This window comes from Pseudomonas sp. NFACC14, assembly GCF_900106885.1.
In the GTDB taxonomy this organism is placed as follows: Bacteria; Pseudomonadota; Gammaproteobacteria; order Pseudomonadales; family Pseudomonadaceae; genus Aquipseudomonas; species Aquipseudomonas fluorescens_AA.
Genome location: NZ_FNOA01000026.1, coordinates 16463 through 32749, shown reverse-complemented (window position 1 = coordinate 32749; position 16287 = coordinate 16463). Strand labels below are relative to the sequence as shown.

The 16287-nt window shown below is 62.1% G+C and carries 13 protein-coding genes; 6 read left to right on the top strand and 7 right to left on the bottom strand.

Annotated features, from left to right (window positions below; translation table 11 throughout):
• Positions 1–18: 18 nt before the first annotated feature.
• From BLU85_RS26280 to BLU85_RS26270, 3 genes are all read right to left on the bottom strand, one after another.
• Positions 19–747: an aspartate/glutamate racemase family protein gene (locus BLU85_RS26280; protein WP_092204709.1), complete on the bottom strand. Its 729-nt coding sequence runs from the start codon at positions 745–747 to the stop codon at positions 19–21.
• Positions 748–807: 60 nt separating this feature from the next.
• Complete coding sequence (locus BLU85_RS26275; protein WP_092204710.1) at positions 808–2337, bottom strand: NCS1 family nucleobase:cation symporter-1; 1530 nt, start codon at positions 2335–2337, stop codon at positions 808–810.
• Between the two features lie 452 nt (positions 2338–2789).
• Complete coding sequence (locus BLU85_RS26270) at positions 2790–3533, bottom strand: phosphoadenylyl-sulfate reductase (RefSeq protein ID WP_013693959.1); 744 nt, start codon at positions 3531–3533, stop codon at positions 2790–2792.
• A 174-nt stretch (positions 3534–3707) separates the two neighbouring features.
• Here BLU85_RS26270 and thrH point away from each other — a divergent pair, with 174 nt between their 5' ends.
• A complete protein-coding gene (thrH, locus tag BLU85_RS26265) occupies positions 3708–4325 on the top strand; it encodes a bifunctional phosphoserine phosphatase/homoserine phosphotransferase ThrH (protein ID WP_092204711.1) in 618 nt (205 codons plus the stop codon).
• Positions 4326–4469: 144 nt separating this feature from the next.
• On the opposite strand, the gene pabB is transcribed toward thrH, so the two are convergent.
• The 4 genes from pabB to BLU85_RS26245 all read right to left on the bottom strand — a co-directional run bounded on the left by pabB (position 4470) and on the right by BLU85_RS26245 (position 9098).
• The gene (pabB, locus tag BLU85_RS26260; protein ID WP_092204712.1) at positions 4470–5813 is read right to left on the bottom strand and encodes an aminodeoxychorismate synthase component I; all 1344 of its coding nucleotides are present in this window, start codon (positions 5811–5813) and stop codon (positions 4470–4472) included.
• Positions 5814–6037: 224 nt separating this feature from the next.
• On the bottom strand, positions 6038–7024 hold the full coding sequence (locus BLU85_RS26255) for an alpha-L-glutamate ligase-like protein (protein ID WP_092168683.1): 987 nt from the start codon (positions 7022–7024) through the stop codon (positions 6038–6040).
• Positions 7024–8556, bottom strand: a complete 1533-nt coding sequence (locus BLU85_RS26250) for an osmotic stress tolerance membrane protein RloB (RefSeq protein ID WP_060741350.1) — start codon at positions 8554–8556, stop codon at positions 7024–7026. The genes BLU85_RS26255 and BLU85_RS26250 overlap by 1 nt, the downstream gene beginning before the upstream one ends.
• 5 nt (positions 8557–8561) lie before the next feature.
• A complete protein-coding gene (locus tag BLU85_RS26245; RefSeq protein WP_053186065.1) occupies positions 8562–9098 on the bottom strand; it encodes a retropepsin-like aspartic peptidase RloA in 537 nt (178 codons plus the stop codon).
• A gap of 283 nt (positions 9099–9381) precedes the next feature.
• On the opposite strand from BLU85_RS26245, the gene BLU85_RS26240 reads away from it, so the two are divergent.
• From BLU85_RS26240 to prpF, 5 genes are all read left to right on the top strand, one after another.
• The gene (locus tag BLU85_RS26240; RefSeq protein ID WP_053186063.1) at positions 9382–10095 is read left to right on the top strand and encodes a GntR family transcriptional regulator; all 714 of its coding nucleotides are present in this window, start codon (positions 9382–9384) and stop codon (positions 10093–10095) included.
• Positions 10092–10976 carry a methylisocitrate lyase gene (gene prpB / locus BLU85_RS26235; RefSeq protein ID WP_030137801.1) on the top strand — a complete coding sequence of 295 codons (885 nt, stop codon included), beginning with the start codon at positions 10092–10094 and terminating at the stop codon, positions 10974–10976. The genes BLU85_RS26240 and prpB overlap by 4 nt, the downstream gene beginning before the upstream one ends.
• A 41-nt stretch (positions 10977–11017) precedes the next feature.
• Positions 11018–12145 carry a bifunctional 2-methylcitrate synthase/citrate synthase gene (gene prpC, locus BLU85_RS26230; protein WP_092204713.1) on the top strand — a complete coding sequence of 376 codons (1128 nt, stop codon included), beginning with the start codon at positions 11018–11020 and terminating at the stop codon, positions 12143–12145.
• Between the two features lie 201 nt (positions 12146–12346).
• Entirely contained in the window at positions 12347–14938 is a 2592-nt protein-coding gene (gene acnD, locus BLU85_RS26225; RefSeq protein WP_092204714.1) for a Fe/S-dependent 2-methylisocitrate dehydratase AcnD, read from the top strand.
• 53 nt (positions 14939–14991) lie between these two features.
• Positions 14992–16185: a 2-methylaconitate cis-trans isomerase PrpF gene (gene prpF / locus BLU85_RS26220; protein WP_092204715.1), complete on the top strand. Its 1194-nt coding sequence runs from the start codon at positions 14992–14994 to the stop codon at positions 16183–16185.
• The last annotated feature ends 102 nt before the right edge of the window (positions 16186–16287 follow it).

Sequence of the window (16287 nt, the reverse complement as noted above, 5' to 3'; positions counted from 1 at the left end):
TCGGTCCAACCTGTGAACTCACCGCCCAAACCGCCCCGGCCAGCCAATGATGGTCTTGGGCCGAGGCGTGGCGTAGGTGCGCACTTTCGAGGTCGACAACCCCAGCCGCACCAGCGACTCGGCAATGGTCACCGCCGCCGTTACGCCATCGACCACCGGCACCCCGGTGCGCTGGCGGATCTGCTCATCGAGCCCGGCCATGCCGCCGCAGCCCAGGCAGATCACTTCGGCCTTGTCCTGGCTGACCGCCAGTTCGGCCTGGTGCACGATGGCCTCGACCGCCCGTTGCGGGTCTTGCTCCAGTTCCAGCACCGCCAGGCCGCTGGCCCGTACCGAGGCGCAGCGGTCGAACAGGCCGGACAGCTTGAGCCGGTCTTCGATCAGCGGCACGGTGCGGTCCAGGGTGGTGACCACCGAATAAGCGTGACCGAGGAACATGGCGGTACTGGCGCCGGCATCGGTGATGTCCACCACCGGCACGTTCAGCAGTTCTTGCAGACCTTCGCGGCCATGCTCGCCGTAGCCGGCCTGGATCACCGCGTCGAACGGCTGGTCGTAGGACATCACCCGGTCCATCACCGCAATGGCCGCCAGGTAACTTTCAAAATTGCCCTCGATGGAATCGGCACCGAAATGCGGCGTGAGCCCGACGATCTCTGTGCCCGGCGCGGCCACGGCCTGGGCCTGGCGGGCGATGGCCTGGGTGATGGATTCGGTGGTGTTGACGTTGACCACGAGAATTCGCATGAGCTGTCCTCCTTGATGCATGAAAGTAAGCGGCCCGTACCGGCCGGGCCGTTCGAGGGATCAATGATGAACGTTATCCACAGCGATGGATTCGCCGCTGACGTCGTCGTAATACGGTTCGCGCTTGGCAATGATCAGGTACAGCAGCCCTGCAATCGAAGCGCCAATCAGCCAGGAAAACGGTGAGACGGCGTCAAAACCGGGCACCAGGGCCAGGATGATGGCGATCAGCGCGGCCGGAATGAACGCCGCCACCGCACGCAGGTTGACCCCATTGCTGTAGAAATACGCACCGTTCGGGTCCTCGCTGTACAGTTGCGGCACGTTGATGCGGCCTTTTCGCAGCAGCCAGTAGTCGACCATGATCACCCCGTACAGCGGCCCGAGCAGGGCGCCGAGACCGGACAGGAAATACACGATCACCAGTGGGCTGTTGTACAGGTTCCACGGCAGGATCAGTACGGCAATGGCGGCGCTGATCAGCCCGGCGCGGCGAAAGGTCAGGTACTTGGGCGCCAGGTTGCTGAGCACGAACGCCGGGGCGACGAAGTTGGCCATGATGTTCACCGCCACGGTGACGATCAGGAAGGCCAGGCAGCCCAACACCAGAAGGAACGTGTTGGGGATCGAGGCGACGACCTGGGTCGGGCTTTCGATGATTTGCCCGTTGATCTGGAACTGCGCACCGCAGAGCAGGATGGTGATCCCGGCAAACACCAGGATGTTCACCGGCAGGCCCCAGAAATTACCGACGATGATGGTTCGGCGGCACGGCGAGGAGCGGGCGAAGTCGCAGAAATTGAGGATCAAGGTGCCGTAGATCGACAGCCACAGCGCGCCGCCGGCAAAGATATTGCGCCACATTTCGCCACCGGTCAGCGGCTCGCGGATCGACCAGGCTATGGTGGCGCCGGCCTGGGTGTACATCCAACCGGCCAGGGCCGCGACGGTCACCAGGATCACCGGGCCGGCGAAACCTTCATAACGGCGCACCGTCTCCATGCCGTAGGCCAGGATCACCAGTTGCACGAACCAGATCGCCACGAAACACACCCAGCCCAGGCTCGACAGGCCCAGGATTGAGTCGCGGTCGTAGTCGGCGAAGCCCGGGTGGACCGCCACCAGCAACACGCGGAACACCACCGACGCCAGGTAGGTCTGGATTCCGAACCAGGCAATCGCAATGACCGCCCTGATCAACGCAGGAATCTGCGCGCCGTGGATCCCGAAGCTGATCCGGCTGATCACCGGGAACGGCACCCCGGTTTTCTGACCCATGTAGCCGGACAGGTTCATGAAGCCATACACCAGTGCCGCGCCTATCCCCAGGGACAGCAAGATCTGCCAGCCACCCAGCCCCAGGGCATACAGGCCGATGGCGAAGGAATAGTTGGCGATGTTGTGCACGTCGTTGGTCCACAGGGCAAAGATGCTGTAGCGGCCCCAGCGGCGACCTTCGGCCTTGGTCGGCGCCAGGTCCTTGTTGTGCAGCCGCGGGCTCAGGGCCAGGGAGGCTGCGGCGTTGTCATCGGGGGCAGTGGTGGAGGAGGGCAGATCCAGCGCGATGTTATTGGAGAGACTTGTACGCATTCCGGCAGGCTCCTGATTCTCGGCGCTGCGATGACTGTGCATGAGCGTGGGGCTCGACAAATCTTCGTCGCGGCGGGCGAGCATCATTGGTTACGGGGCATCTGCAGCCTGTACGGGATAGGGCGCTTCAGGCTTGCGGATCTAAAGTGTGTGTATGTTTTATAAATGTTGTATACAAAACACTTGTCGACTCAAGCCAGATTTATGCCACTTGTGGATCTATCCAACATGGCACTAATTTCGTTTCGTTATGATCTTTGAATAACTTGCTGAAATACGGAGATTTAAAGCTGACCATTTAAACAGGTATTTATTTTCTGGCGAACGCCAGCGAAGGAAGGACGCCAGTTGGGGCGGGGAATTGAGTGTAACTTTTTGGGGCGGTAACGACATAAGTGCACACAAAAATGCCACTTGTGGTGACATTTTTGTGTACAGAGAGTGGCGAGTGCTTAGACGGTCTTGGATTTGGCGATGATGTTTCCGGCGTGCAGCCCGCATTCTTTCTGCGTGGCTTCTTCCCACCACCAGCGGCCTTCACGTTCGTGCTGGTTCGGCAGCACCGGGCGGGTGCAGGGTTCGCAGCCGATGCTGATGAAGCCACGTTCATGCAGGCTGTTGTAAGGCAGCTCGAGCATGCGGATGTAGCCCCAGACTTCTTCGCTGGTCATCTGCGACAGGGGGTTGAACTTGTACAGGGTGCGTTCCGGGGTGGAAAACGCCGTGTCGATTTCCAGCACGGCCACCTGGCTGCGGGTGCCGGGGCTCTGGTCGCGCCGCTGGCCGGTGGCCCAGGCGCGGACATCGGTCAGCTTGCGGCGCAGCGGCTCGATCTTGCGGATGCCGCAGCACTCGCCGTGACCGTCCTTATAGAAACTGAACAGGCCTTTTTCCTTCACGAAGGGTTCGAGTTTCGTGTAGTCCGGCGAGACCAGTTCGATGTCGATCTTGTAGTGCTCGCGCACCTGATCGATGAAGCGATAGGTCTCCGGGTGCAGGCGACCGGTGTCGAGGCTGAACACCTTGACGTTCTTGTTCAGTTTCCAGGCCATGTCCACCAGCACCACGTCTTCGGCACCGCTGAACGATATCCACAGCTCGTCGCCGAATTCGGCGAAGGCCAGCTTGAGGATGTCCTGGGGGGACTTGTTGGCATAGGTCGTGGCGAGTTCCACGACGTCGAACGATGGGCTCATCAGGGCGGTTTCCTACAGGTCGGTGGCGCTGGGCGCTCTATATGGGGCTGATGGTAACAAAAGCTGTCGGGGCTGGCGCGCTCCTGTGCGTTGCGCGGGCTCTGGCGAATGGCTAGAGTCGGCAAGCCTTTTATTCGCTCAACCGATAAACATCAGAAAAAATGGGAGTGTCTTGTGGAAATTGCCTGTCTCGACCTGGAAGGTGTGCTGGTCCCGGAGATCTGGATCGCCTTTGCCGAAAAAACCGGGATTGAATCCCTCAGGGCAACCACTCGGGACATCCCCGACTACGACGTGCTGATGAAGCAACGGTTGCGCATCCTTGATGAGCATGGTCTCAAGCTCTCCGACATCCAGGAAGTCATCGCCACCCTCCAGCCGCTGGACGGCGCCATCGAATTCGTCGACTGGCTGCGCGAGCGCTTCCAGGTGGTGATTCTTTCCGACACGTTCTACGAATTTTCCCAACCCTTGATGCGCCAGCTGGGCTTCCCGACGTTGCTCTGCCATCGCTTGATTACCGATGACAGCGGGCGGGTGACGGGGTACCAGTTGCGTCAGAAAGATCCCAAGCGCCAGTCGGTTCTGGCTTTCAAGAGCCTGTACTACCGAGTGATTGCGGCGGGGGATTCCTATAACGACACCACGATGCTGGGCGAGGCCGACGCCGGGATTCTGTTCCATGCGCCGGAGAACGTGATCCGTGAGTTCCCGCAATTCCCGGCGGTGCACACGTTTGCCGAGTTGAAGCAGGAATTCATCAAGGCTTCGAACCGCGATCTCAGCCTGTAAGTAAAAAAACCTGTGGGCGAGCTAGCTCGCGATAGCGGTGTGCCAGTCGGCTCAAATGCTGCTGATCCAACGCAATCGCGAGCAAGCTCGCTCCCACAGGGGTATAGCGCCAGTCTGTGGGAGCAAGGCTTGCCCGCGATGCTTTTAGAGGTTCTGCAAGGTTTCCAGCAACACCCGAACCTTGGTAATCGACTCCTGATACTCGGCCTCCCAGTCCGAATCCGCGACAATCCCGCCGCCGCCCCAGCAGCACACCTGCCCATCCTTGACCAGTAAACTGCGGATGGCGATGGAGCTGTCCATTTCCCCGCGCACGTCCATGTACAGCAACGAGCCGCAATACAGCCCGCGCCGGGTCGGTTCGAGTTCGTCGATGATTTGCATGGCGCGGATTTTCGGCGCGCCGGTGATCGAGCCGCCGGGGAAGCTGCCGGCGATCAGGTCCAGGGCGTCCTTGTCGTCGGCCAGTTCGCCGGTCACGCTGCTGACCAGGTGATGCACGTTCGGGTAGCTTTCCAGGCTGAACAACTCCGGCACCCGCACCGAGCCGATACGACAGGTGCGGCCCAAGTCGTTGCGCAGCAGATCGACGATCATCAGGTTTTCCGCCCGGTCCTTGGGGCTGGCCAGCAGTTCGGCGGCGTGGGCCGCGTCTTCCTCGGGCGTCGTGCCGCGGGGGCGGGTGCCCTTGATCGGCCGGGTTTCCACCTGGCCTTCGCTGACCCTGACAAAGCGTTCGGGCGACAGGCTCAGCACCGCGCCGCCCTCCGGCAGGCTCTGGAAGCCGGAGAACGGTGTCGGGCAGGCCGTCCGCAATGCCTGGTAAGCGGCCCAGGCATCACCCTGGCAGGGCGCGCGGAAGCGTTGGGCGAAGTTGACCTGATAGCAGTCGCCGGCCTGGATATACGCCTGGATACGTTCGAACGCCTGTCGGTAGGCTTCGGCACTGAGGTCCGGCGTCATCGGTCCTTCAAGGCTGAACGAGGGAACGGCGGCGGTGGTCGGCTGGCTGAACAGCGCGATCAGGCGTTGGCGTTCGTCTTCGCCACAATGGGGATGGAACACCAGTTGGCTGGTGCCCGCCTGGTGGTCGCTGATCAAAGCCCAGTCGTACATGCCAAAACGTGCATCGGGCAGTCGCAGGTCGTCCTGGGCGTGGGACGGCAGGGTTTCGAGGTGTCGACCGAAGTCGTAGCTCAAGTAGCCGATCAGGCCGCCGGCAAAAGGCAATTGCACCGTGGCCGGCAGTACCGCGTCGCCCAGTTGCGTCAGCTGAATGCGCAGGCGCTGCAGGAAATCGCTGCCGCTCTCGTTCGGCAACACCGCCAATTGTGCCAGCGGCCAGGCGCTGAGCAGGTCGTAACGCCCACGCTCGGCACTCGGCCGGCCACTGTCGAGCAGCACGCTGCCCGGGGCATGACGGATCGCCGCGAAATACTCGGCGGGGTTGGTGCGGTAGGGCAGCGGGTGTACGGAGCAGGTTGGCATGGGCGGGGCGGGTCAGCCATTCAGGCGGGGGAGCGATTGTAATCCCCTGTAGGATTTGCTCCTAGGGGGATGTCGGAGATGAGCAAATTAACGGTAGGAGAGAAACCTGTGGGAGCAAAGCTTGCTCGCGATGCAGGCGCCCCAAGCCCCAGGATCTCATGATCTTCATCGCGGGCAAGCCTTGCTACCACAGGCTGTTCCCCACAGGTTGTTGCCTTCAGGGATCACCCTTCAACTGGCGGAATATGCCCAAACAGCTCCTGGGCAAACGCCACGCGTTCTTCCGCGGTTTCGATAACGCCCCGTTCCTTGAGTTCTTCCAGGCGGGCTTCCACCGCGTGGGTGCGCAGGGTCAGGCCGCAGTCGTTGGCGATCTGGATGTTCAGGCCCGGTCGGGCATTCAGTTCCAGGATCAACGGCCCTTTCTCCTGGTCCAGCACCATGTCGACGCCGATGTAGCCCAGCCCGCACAGTTCATAGCAACCGGCGGCCAGCTTCATGAAACCGTCCCAGTAGGGCAGTTGCACGCCGTCCACCGCGTTGGTGGTGTCGGGGTGTTTGGTGATGATGTTGTTCAGCCAGGTGCCGCGCAGGGTCAGGCCCGTGGCGAGGTCGACGCCCACGCCGATGGCGCCTTGGTGCAGGTTGGCCTTGCCGCCGGACTGTCGGGTTGGCAGCCGTAGCATGGCCATCACCGGATAGCCCATCAGCACGATGATGCGGATGTCCGGCACGCCCTCGTAGCTGATGCTCTTGAAGATCTGGTCCGGCGTCACGCGGTACTCGATCAGCGCCCGGTCACGGTGCCCGCCCAAGGAATACAGGCCCGTGAGGATGCTGGAGACATGGTGCTCGATTTCCTCATGGCTGATGATCTTGCCGGACACCGTGCGGTAGCGGCCTTCGAAGCGGTCGGCGATGACGATGATGCCGTCGCCGCCAGCGCCCTGGGCCGGCTTGATCACGAAGTCGGTGCGCCCGCCGATGATGTCGTCGAGCTTGTCGATTTCTTTCTCGGTGGAGATCACCCCGTACAGCTCCGGCACATGGATGCCGGCGGCGATGGCCCGTTCCTTGGTGATGATCTTGTCATCGACGATGGGGTACAGGCTGCGCTTGTTGTACTTGAGCACGTAATCGGCGTTACGCCGATTGATGCCCATGATGCCCCGGGCTTCCAGGGCCTTCCAGGTCTTCCAGAAGCCGAACATCAGGAGTCTGCCTTGAGGAAGGCCTTGAACCGCACCAGCTCGGTCAGGCGGTAGCCGCGATAACGTCCCATGGCCAGCATGAAGCCCACCAGGATCAGCAGGATCGCCGGGAAGGTGAACACGAAGTACACCAGTTCCGGCACGCTCATGATCAGGTGCGCCAGGGACGCGGCGAACAAGGTGCCGATGGCGACTTTCATCGCGTGGCCGGCGCCGCGCTCTTCCCAGGTGATGGACAGGCGTTCGATGGTCATGGTCAGGATCACCATCGGGAACAGCGCCACCGACAAGCCGCGCTCCAGGCCCAGCTTATGGCTGAACAGGCTGATGGCGGCGATCAGCACCACCACGAACGTCAGCACCACCGAGAGCCTTGGCAGCATCTGCAGCTTGAGGTGTTCCAGGTAGGAACGCAGCGACAGGCCCAGCGTGGTGATCACCGTGAACAGGATGATGCCGAAGCCCAACTGGGTCTCACGGAAGGCCAGGGCGATCAGCACCGGGGTAAAGGTCCCGAGGGTTTGCAGGCCGATCAGGTTGCGCAGTATCAGGATCACCAGCACGCCGATCGGGATCATTACCATGATCATGAAGGTTTGCTGGGTTTGCAGCGGCAGGCCGTAGAGCGAGTATTCGAGGAAGTTGGCGTCGGTGTTCTCGTCCGTCAGCTTGGCCAGGCGAATGGCGTTCATTTCGCTGTTGTTCATGCTGAAGGTGACGGTGGCTTTCTTGCCGCCATCGACGGTGATCAGGTTTTCATCGCCGGTCCACCACAGCAGGCGGTCGGTGGGCAGGCCCTGTTCGCCGGAGTCCGGGTTGAAATACAGCCAGTCGGTGCCGTTGAAGCTGCGCAGCCACAGCTCGGGCGTCTGCGGCTGGTCGGCCACCAGGCGGATGGTGTGGACCTTTTCCACCGGCACGTGGGCGATGGACAGCACCAGTTCGACGATCCTGGCCTTGTTGGCCGAGGAAGGATCACCGGCCAGCAACAGCTTGACGTTGTCGTCGTTGAGGTTGTTGACCCGCTTGATCGCTTCGCTGATGAACGTCTCGACGTCGGCCGAGTGCTGGCGGATCGGCGCGAGCAGGGCTTCGGCGGCCAGTTTCTCCGGGCCTTCGACGGCGATGCTGTCGCGGAAGGTCGGACCCTTGACCTTGGTTTTCTCGGCGCTGTAGCGCTTGGTCAGCACCAGGCGGTAGTAAAGGGTCTGGTTGCCCTTGGCGCGACGGGCTGACCAGGTCACTTTGCGGTTACCGTCGACCCGGTTCACCGCCACGCCGTAATTATTGGAAATGAAACTCTCGTTGAGGCTCACGTAGTCGCGGCTCAGGGGCGGCACGAACATCTGGATCTTCACCGGGTCCTTGGCGTTGGGCACGAATTCGACCTTGGCGTCGATGTTCCACAAATCGTCGGTGGCGTCTTCGGTGACCGGGATGCCGAGCACGAAAATCTGATAGGCCGTCACCGACAGGCCCAGCACCACCAGGATGGCGATCAGCATTTTCAGATGGAGGGTAAGGGAGCGCATTGGAATTACTCTGCGGTTTGAGCGGCATTGGCGCAGGCGGGTTTGCCGGCAGCGTATTTAAGACTGGGGTCGACCAGCGCGTCGAAGCGCTTGAGCGCCTCGGAGCCGATCAGCAACGGGTATTGGAAGGCGCTGCGGTCGGTCAGGTTCACTTCGATGCTGCGCAAGGCCGAGCCCATGCAGATGTCCAGTTCGATGACCGGCCGGGCCGTGTATTTCTTGCCTTCTTCCGGGTCGTAGTCACCGGCGCGGCGCTTGATCTTGCTGACCCGGGCCAGCGGACGTTCGATGGGGTGCGAGTGGGCGGCGTCGATGGCCAGGTAAAAACGCACCCAGGATTCGCCATTGCGCTTGAAGCGCTTGATGTCCCGGGCGCTGAGGGATGCGGTCTTGGCGCCGGTGTCGAGCTTGGCGGCGACCTCCAGGTCGATACCCTGCAGGGCGGCGTATTCGTTGAGGCCGTACACGGTTTTTTCACCCGCCACGGCAAGCCCCGGCAGGCACATGAAATAGAAAGCGGCAGATAAGGGCTTGAGTGTCATAGATCCTGGTGCGCAGCGTTCCGTTTATCGGTTCAGGCCCTGGCATTACTGCACAAGCTCCCTAGGCAGCCTTTCTCTAATAAAAGGAGAGCGGCGAATAACCGCGGCATTCTAGCACGGTGGTTTTCTGACGCCACCGCTGGCCGGAGGCTACGAGTCTTCATGCAACAGGGTTATCTTCAGGGCGTTTATTAGACGATTGTCGACAATGTTGATTTTTGTTTTGACGTAAAGGTCGTTGTTGGTTAGTTTTTGCCATATTGATTTCCAAGGTGTCGACAATATGCTCGATCAGCTCGAAACCCCGGTGATGGTCCAGGACGACTCGGAGACCCTGTCCGAGAACGTCTTCCGGCGTATCCAGGCCGCCATCGTCAAGGGCGAGATCGCCCCCGGCAGCAAGATCTCCGAGCCTGAGCTGGCGCGCACCTACGGCATCAGCCGCGGGCCGCTGCGCGAGGCCATTCACCGCCTGGAAGGCCAGCGCCTGCTGGTGCGGGTGCCTCACGTCGGTGCCCGGGTGGTGTCGCTGAGCCACGCCGAGCTGCTGGAACTCTACGAAATCCGTGAATCCCTCGAAGGCATGGCCTGCCGCCTGGCGGCCGAACGCATGACCCTGGAAGAAATCGACGAACTGCGCCGGGTGCTGGAAACCCACGAGCGCGATGCGGCGTTCCAGGCCGGTGTCGGTTATTACCAGCAGGAAGGCGATTTCGACTTTCACTACCGGATTATCCAGGGCAGCGGCAACCGCACCCTGACGCAGATGCTGTGCGGCGAGCTCTACCAACTGGTGCGCATGTACCGGATCCAGTTCTCCACCACGCCCAACCGTCCGCGCCAGGCCTTTGCCGAGCACCACCGGATTCTCGATGCCATCGCCGACCGTGACGGCGAACTGGCTGAATTATTGATGCGCCGGCACATCGGCGCTTCCAAACGCAATATCGCGCGTCATTTCCAGGACAGCGCCGCCACTGAACGAGGTGAGTCATGAGCAACAGCACTCCAGGCCAGCGTTTCCGCGATGCGGTCGCCAGCGAGCATCCGCTGCAAGTGGTGGGCACGATCAACGCCAACCACGCGCTGCTGGCCAAGCGCGCCGGTTTCAAGGCGATCTACCTGTCGGGCGGCGGCGTGGCGGCCGGTTCCCTCGGCGTGCCGGACCTGGGCATCACCGGCCTGGATGACGTGCTGACCGATGTACGGCGCATCACCGATGTGTGCGACCTGCCGCTGCTGGTGGACGTGGACACCGGCTTCGGTTCCTCGGCGTTCAACGTGGCGCGCACGGTCAAGTCGATGATCAAGTTCGGCGCCGCGGCGATTCATATCGAGGACCAGGTCGGCGCCAAGCGTTGCGGCCATCGTCCGAACAAGGAAATCGTCTCCCAGCAAGAGATGGTCGACCGCATCAAGGCCGCTGTCGATGCCCGTACCGACGACAGTTTCGTGATCATGGCGCGTACCGATGCCTTGGCGGTGGAAGGCTTGGAGTCTGCCCTGGACCGCGCCGCCGCGTGCATCGAGGCCGGTGCCGACATGATTTTCCCCGAGGCCATCACCGAGCTTGAGATGTACAAGCTGTTCGCCAGCCGTGTGAAAGCGCCGATCCTGGCCAACATCACCGAATTCGGTGCGACCCCGCTGTACACCACCGAACAGCTGGCCGGTGCCGACGTGTCCCTGGTGTTGTACCCGCTGTCGGCCTTCCGGGCCATGAACAAGGCGGCCGAGAACGTCTACACCGCGATCCGCCGCGACGGCACGCAACAGAATGTCATCGACACCATGCAGACCCGCATGGAGCTTTACGATCGCATCGACTACCACACCTTCGAGCAGAAGCTCGATGCGTTGTTCGCGGCGAAGAAGTAAGGCGCGACTCCCCTACAAATTCAAGAAAATGGAGACAGCAAATGGCCGAAGCAAAAGTACTCAGTGGCGCCGGGCTCCGTGGCCAGGTGGCCGGGCAAACCGCATTGTCCACCGTGGGCCAATCGGGTGCCGGCCTGACCTATCGCGGCTACGATGTTCGCGACCTGGCGGCAGATGCACAATTTGAAGAGGTGGCCTATCTGCTGCTGTACGGCGAACTGCCGACCCAGGCACAGTTGGACGCCTACACCGGTAAACTGCGCCAGTTGCGCGACCTGCCCCAAGCCTTGAAGGAAGTGCTGGAGCGCATTCCTGCCGACGCCCACCCGATGGACGTGATGCGCACCGGCTGCTCGTTCCTGGGTAACCTGGAACCCGAGCAGGATTTTTCCCAGCAACATGACAAGACCGATCGCCTGCTGGCCGCGTTCCCGGCGATCATGTGCTACTGGTATCGCTTCAGCCATCAAGGCCAGCGCATCGAATGCGTGACCGACGAAGTGTCCATTGGTGGCCACTTCCTGCACTTGCTGCACGGCAAGAAGCCGAGCGAGCTGCACGTCAAGGTGATGAATGTCTCGCTGATCCTCTACGCCGAGCACGAATTCAACGCCTCGACCTTCACCGCCCGGGTCTGCGCCTCCACGCTGTCGGACCTGTTCTCCTGCATCACTGCCGCCATCGGCTCGCTGCGTGGCCCGTTGCATGGCGGTGCCAACGAAGCGGCGATGGAAATGATCGAGCGCTTCGGCTCACCGCAGGAGGCCATCGAAGGCACCCTCGGCATGCTCGCGCGCAAGGACAAGATCATGGGCTTCGGCCACGCGATCTATAAGGACAACGATCCGCGCAACGAGGTGATCAAGGGCTGGTCGAAAAAACTCGCCGACGAAGTGGGCGATACCGTGCTGTTCCCGGTGTCCGAAGCCATCGACAAGACCATGTGGGAACAGAAGAAGCTGTTCCCCAACGCCGATTTCTATCATGCCTCGGCGTACCACTTCATGGGCATCCCGACCAAGCTGTTCACGCCGATCTTCGTCTGCTCGCGCCTGACCGGCTGGGCCGCCCACGTGTTCGAACAACGCGCCAACAACCGCATCATCCGACCGAGCGCCGAATACACCGGCGTCGAACAGCGCAAGTTCGTGCCAATCGAACAACGCTGAGCTGGAGGGCGCTGACGCAGGAGCTAAAGAACCGAAAACCCCTTTTGTGGGAGCGAGCCTGCTCGCGAATACGGACTGACATTCAACATCAATGTCGACTCATGCACCGCATTCGCGAGCAGGCTCGCTCCCACAGGGGAATGGGTTGATTTCAATGGCTGCGCCAGCCCCTTCTGAAACCACCGTGACCGAGTCCTGACGATGAACACAGAATTTCGCAAACCGCTGCCTGGCACTTCGCTGGATTATTTCGACGTTCGCGGCGCCGTGGAAGCCATCCGCCCCGGCGCCTATGACGGCCTGCCGTACACCTCCCGCGTGCTGGCGGAAAACCTGGTGCGTCGCTGCGACCCGGCCACGCTGCGCGAGTCGCTGTTGCAACTGATCGAGCGCAAGCGTGACCTGGATTTCCCGTGGTTTCCGGCCCGCGTGGTGTGCCATGACATCCTCGGCCAGACCGCCCTGGTGGACCTGGCCGGCCTGCGCGACGCCATCGCCTTGCAGGGTGGTGACCCGGCGCAGGTCAATCCGGTGGTGCCGACGCAGCTGATTGTCGACCACTCCCTGGCGGTGGAAAGCGGTGGTGCCGATCCGCAAGCCTTCGCCAAGAACCGCGCCATCGAAGACCGGCGTAACGAAGACCGCTTCCACTTCATCAACTGGACCAAGAAAGCCTTCAAGAACGTCGATGTGATTCCGCCGGGCAACGGGATCATGCACCAGATCAACCTGGAAAAAATGTCGCCGGTGATCCAGCAGCGTGACGGCGTGGCCTTCCCCGACACCTGCGTCGGCACCGACAGTCACACCCCCCACGTCGATGCCCTGGGCGTGATTGCCATCGGCGTCGGTGGCCTGGAGGCCGAAAGCGTCATGCTCGGTCGCGCCTCGTGGATGCGCCTGCCGGAAATCATCGGCGTCGAGCTGACCGGCAAGCTGCAGCCGGGCATCACCGCCACCGACATGGTGCTGGCGCTGACCGAGTTCCTGCGCAAGCAAAAAGTCGTCGGTGCCTGGCTGGAGTTTTTCGGTGAAGGCGCCAGTGCCCTGACCCTGGGTGACCGGGCGACCATTTCCAACATGGCCCCGGAATACGGCGCCACGGCGGCGATGTTCCATATCGATCAACAGACGATCGACTACCTGAAGCTCACCGGCCGTGAAGACACCCAGGTGCAGTTGGTGGAAACCTATGCCAAGCACGTGGGCCTGTGGGCCGATAGCCTCAAGGGCGCGCAGTACGAGCGTGGCCTGACCTTCGACCTGTCCTCGGTAGTCCGCAACATGGCTGGGCCGAGCAACCCCCATGCCCGCGTCGCGGTGTCGGAGCTGGCCGCCAAAGGCATTTCCGGCCGGTGGGACGATGTGCCCGGGCAAATGCCCGACGGCGCGGTGATCATCGCCGCGATCACCAGTTGCACCAACACCAGCAACCCGCGCAACGTGATCGCCGCCGGCCTGCTGGCGCGCAACGCCAACCGCCTGGGCCTGGCCCGCAAGCCGTGGGTGAAGTCGTCCCTGGCGCCGGGTTCGAAAACCGTGGCGCTGTACCTGGATGAGGCCGGCCTGACGTCCGAACTCGAGAAACTGGGCTTCGGCGTGGTGGCATTCGCCTGCACCACCTGCAACGGCATGTCAGGCGCGCTGGACCCGGTGATCCAGCAGGAAATCATCGACCGCGACCTGTACGCCACCGCCGTGTTGTCGGGCAACCGCAACTTCGACGGGCGTATCCATCCGTACGCCAAGCAGGCGTTCCTGGCATCGCCACCCCTGGTGGTCGCATATGCCATCGCCGGGACCATCCGTTTCGACATCGAAAAAGATGTGCTGGGCGTGGTGGACGGTCGCGAGATCCGCCTCAAGGACATCTGGCCGAGCGACGAAGAAATCGACGCGGTGGTCAAGGCTTCGGTGAAGCCGGAGCAGTTCCGCCAGGTGTACATTCCGATGTTCGCCATCCAGGAAGACTCCGGGCCGAAAGTGACGCCGCTGTACGACTGGCGCCCACAAAGCACCTACATCCGTCGTCCGCCCTACTGGGAAGGGGCGTTGGCCGGTGCGCGGCCGCTCAAGGGCATGCGCCCGCTGGCGGTGCTGCCGGACAACATCACCACCGACCATTTGTCGCCGTCCAACGCCATCATGCTGGACAGCGCCGCTGGCGAGTACCTGGCGAAAATGGGCCTGCCGGAAGAGGACTTCAACTCCTACGCGACCCACCGTGGCGACCACCTGACCGCGCAGCGCGCCACCTTCGCCAACCCGAAACTGTTCAACGAAATGGTCCAGGAAAACGGCAAGGTCAAGCAGGGCTCCCTGGCCCGTGTCGAGCCGGAAGGCAAGGTCATGCGCATGTGGGAGGCCATCGAGACCTACATGGAGCGCAAGCAGCCGCTGATCATCATTGCCGGTGCCGACTACGGCCAGGGTTCGTCCCGGGACTGGGCGGCCAAGGGCGTGCGCCTGGCGGGTGTCGAGGCGATCGCCGCCGAAGGTTTCGAACGCATCCACCGCACCAACCTGGTGGGCATGGGCGTGTTGCCGTTGGAGTTCAAGCCGGGCACCGATCGCAAGACCCTGGGCATCGATGGCAGCGAAGTCTATGACGTGATCGGCGAACGCACGCCGCGGGCGACGCTGACCCTGGTCATCACTCGCAAGAACGGCGAGCGCGTCGAAGTGCCGGTGACCTGCCGTCTCGATACCGCCGAAGAAGTGTCGATCTACGAAGCCGGGGGCGTGCTGCAACGCTTTGCCCAGGACTTCCTGGAGTCGGCGGTGGCCGTTTAAATCGCTTGGGTGGCCCGTTCTCCGGCCATCCTTTTTTTCAGGAGTTAGAGCACATGGCTCACTCGCCTCAAATCAAGATCCCCGCGACCTACATGCGTGGCGGCACCAGCAAAGGCGTGTTCTTCAGCTTGCAGGACCTGCCCGAAGCGGCCCGCGTGCCTGGCCCGGTCCGCGATGCCCTGCTGTTGCGGGTAATCGGCAGCCCTGACCCGTATGAGAAGCAGATCGATGGCATGGGTGGCGCAACGTCCAGCACCAGCAAGACGGTGATCCTGTCCAAGAGCACCCGGGCCGACCACGATGTCGATTACCTGTTCGGCCAGGTGTCCATCGATAAGCCGTTCGTGGACTGGAGCGGCAACTGCGGCAACCTGTCGGCGGCGGTGGGCTCGTTTGCCATCAGCAGTGGTTTGGTGGCGTCCGACCGTGTTCCGCAAAACGGCGTGGCCGTGGTACGGATCTGGCAGGCCAACATCGGCAAGACCATCATCGCCCATGTGCCAATCACCGAGGGTGTGGTGCAGGAAACCGGGGACTTCGAACTCGACGGCGTGACCTTTCCAGCGGCCGAAGTGCAATTGGAATTCATGGACCCGGCGGCCGAGGAGGAGGGCGGTGGTGGCTCTATGTTTCCCACCGGCAACCTGGTGGACGACTTGGAAGTGCCCGGTGTTGGCACCTTCAAGGCGACGCTGATCAACGCGGGGATCCCGACGATTTTCATCAATGCCCGCGATGTCGGCTACACCGGCACTGAATTGCAGGGGGCGATCAACAGCGATCCCAAGGCGTTGGCGATGTTCGAAACCATTCGCGCCCACGGTGCCTTGCGCATGGGCTTGATCAAGCACCTGGACGAAGCGGCCCAGCGTCAGCACACACCGAAAGTGGCGTTTGTCGCACCGCCGGCGGATTACCTGTCCTCCAGCGGAAAAGCCGTGGCGGCGGGGGATGTCGACTTGCTGGTGCGGGCGTTGTCCATGGGCAAGCTGCACCACGCCATGATGGGCACCGCAGCCGTTGCCATCGGCACGGCCGCGGCGATTTCCGGCACCCTGGTGAACCTGGCCGCCGGCGGCATCGAACGTAACGCTGTACGCTTCGGCCACCCCTCCGGCACCTTGCGCGTCGGTGCCGAGGCCAGCGTGGTCAACGGCGAATGGACGGTAAAAAAAGCCATCATGAGCCGCAGTGCGCGGGTGTTGATGGAAGGGTTCGTGCGGGTGCCGGGGGATGTCCTGAACTGAGTCGAAAAAACTGTGGGAGCGAGCTTGCTCGCGATGGCGGTGTGTCAGCCGACACCAATGTTGAATGTGCTGGCCTCATCGCGAGCAAGCTCGCTCCCACAG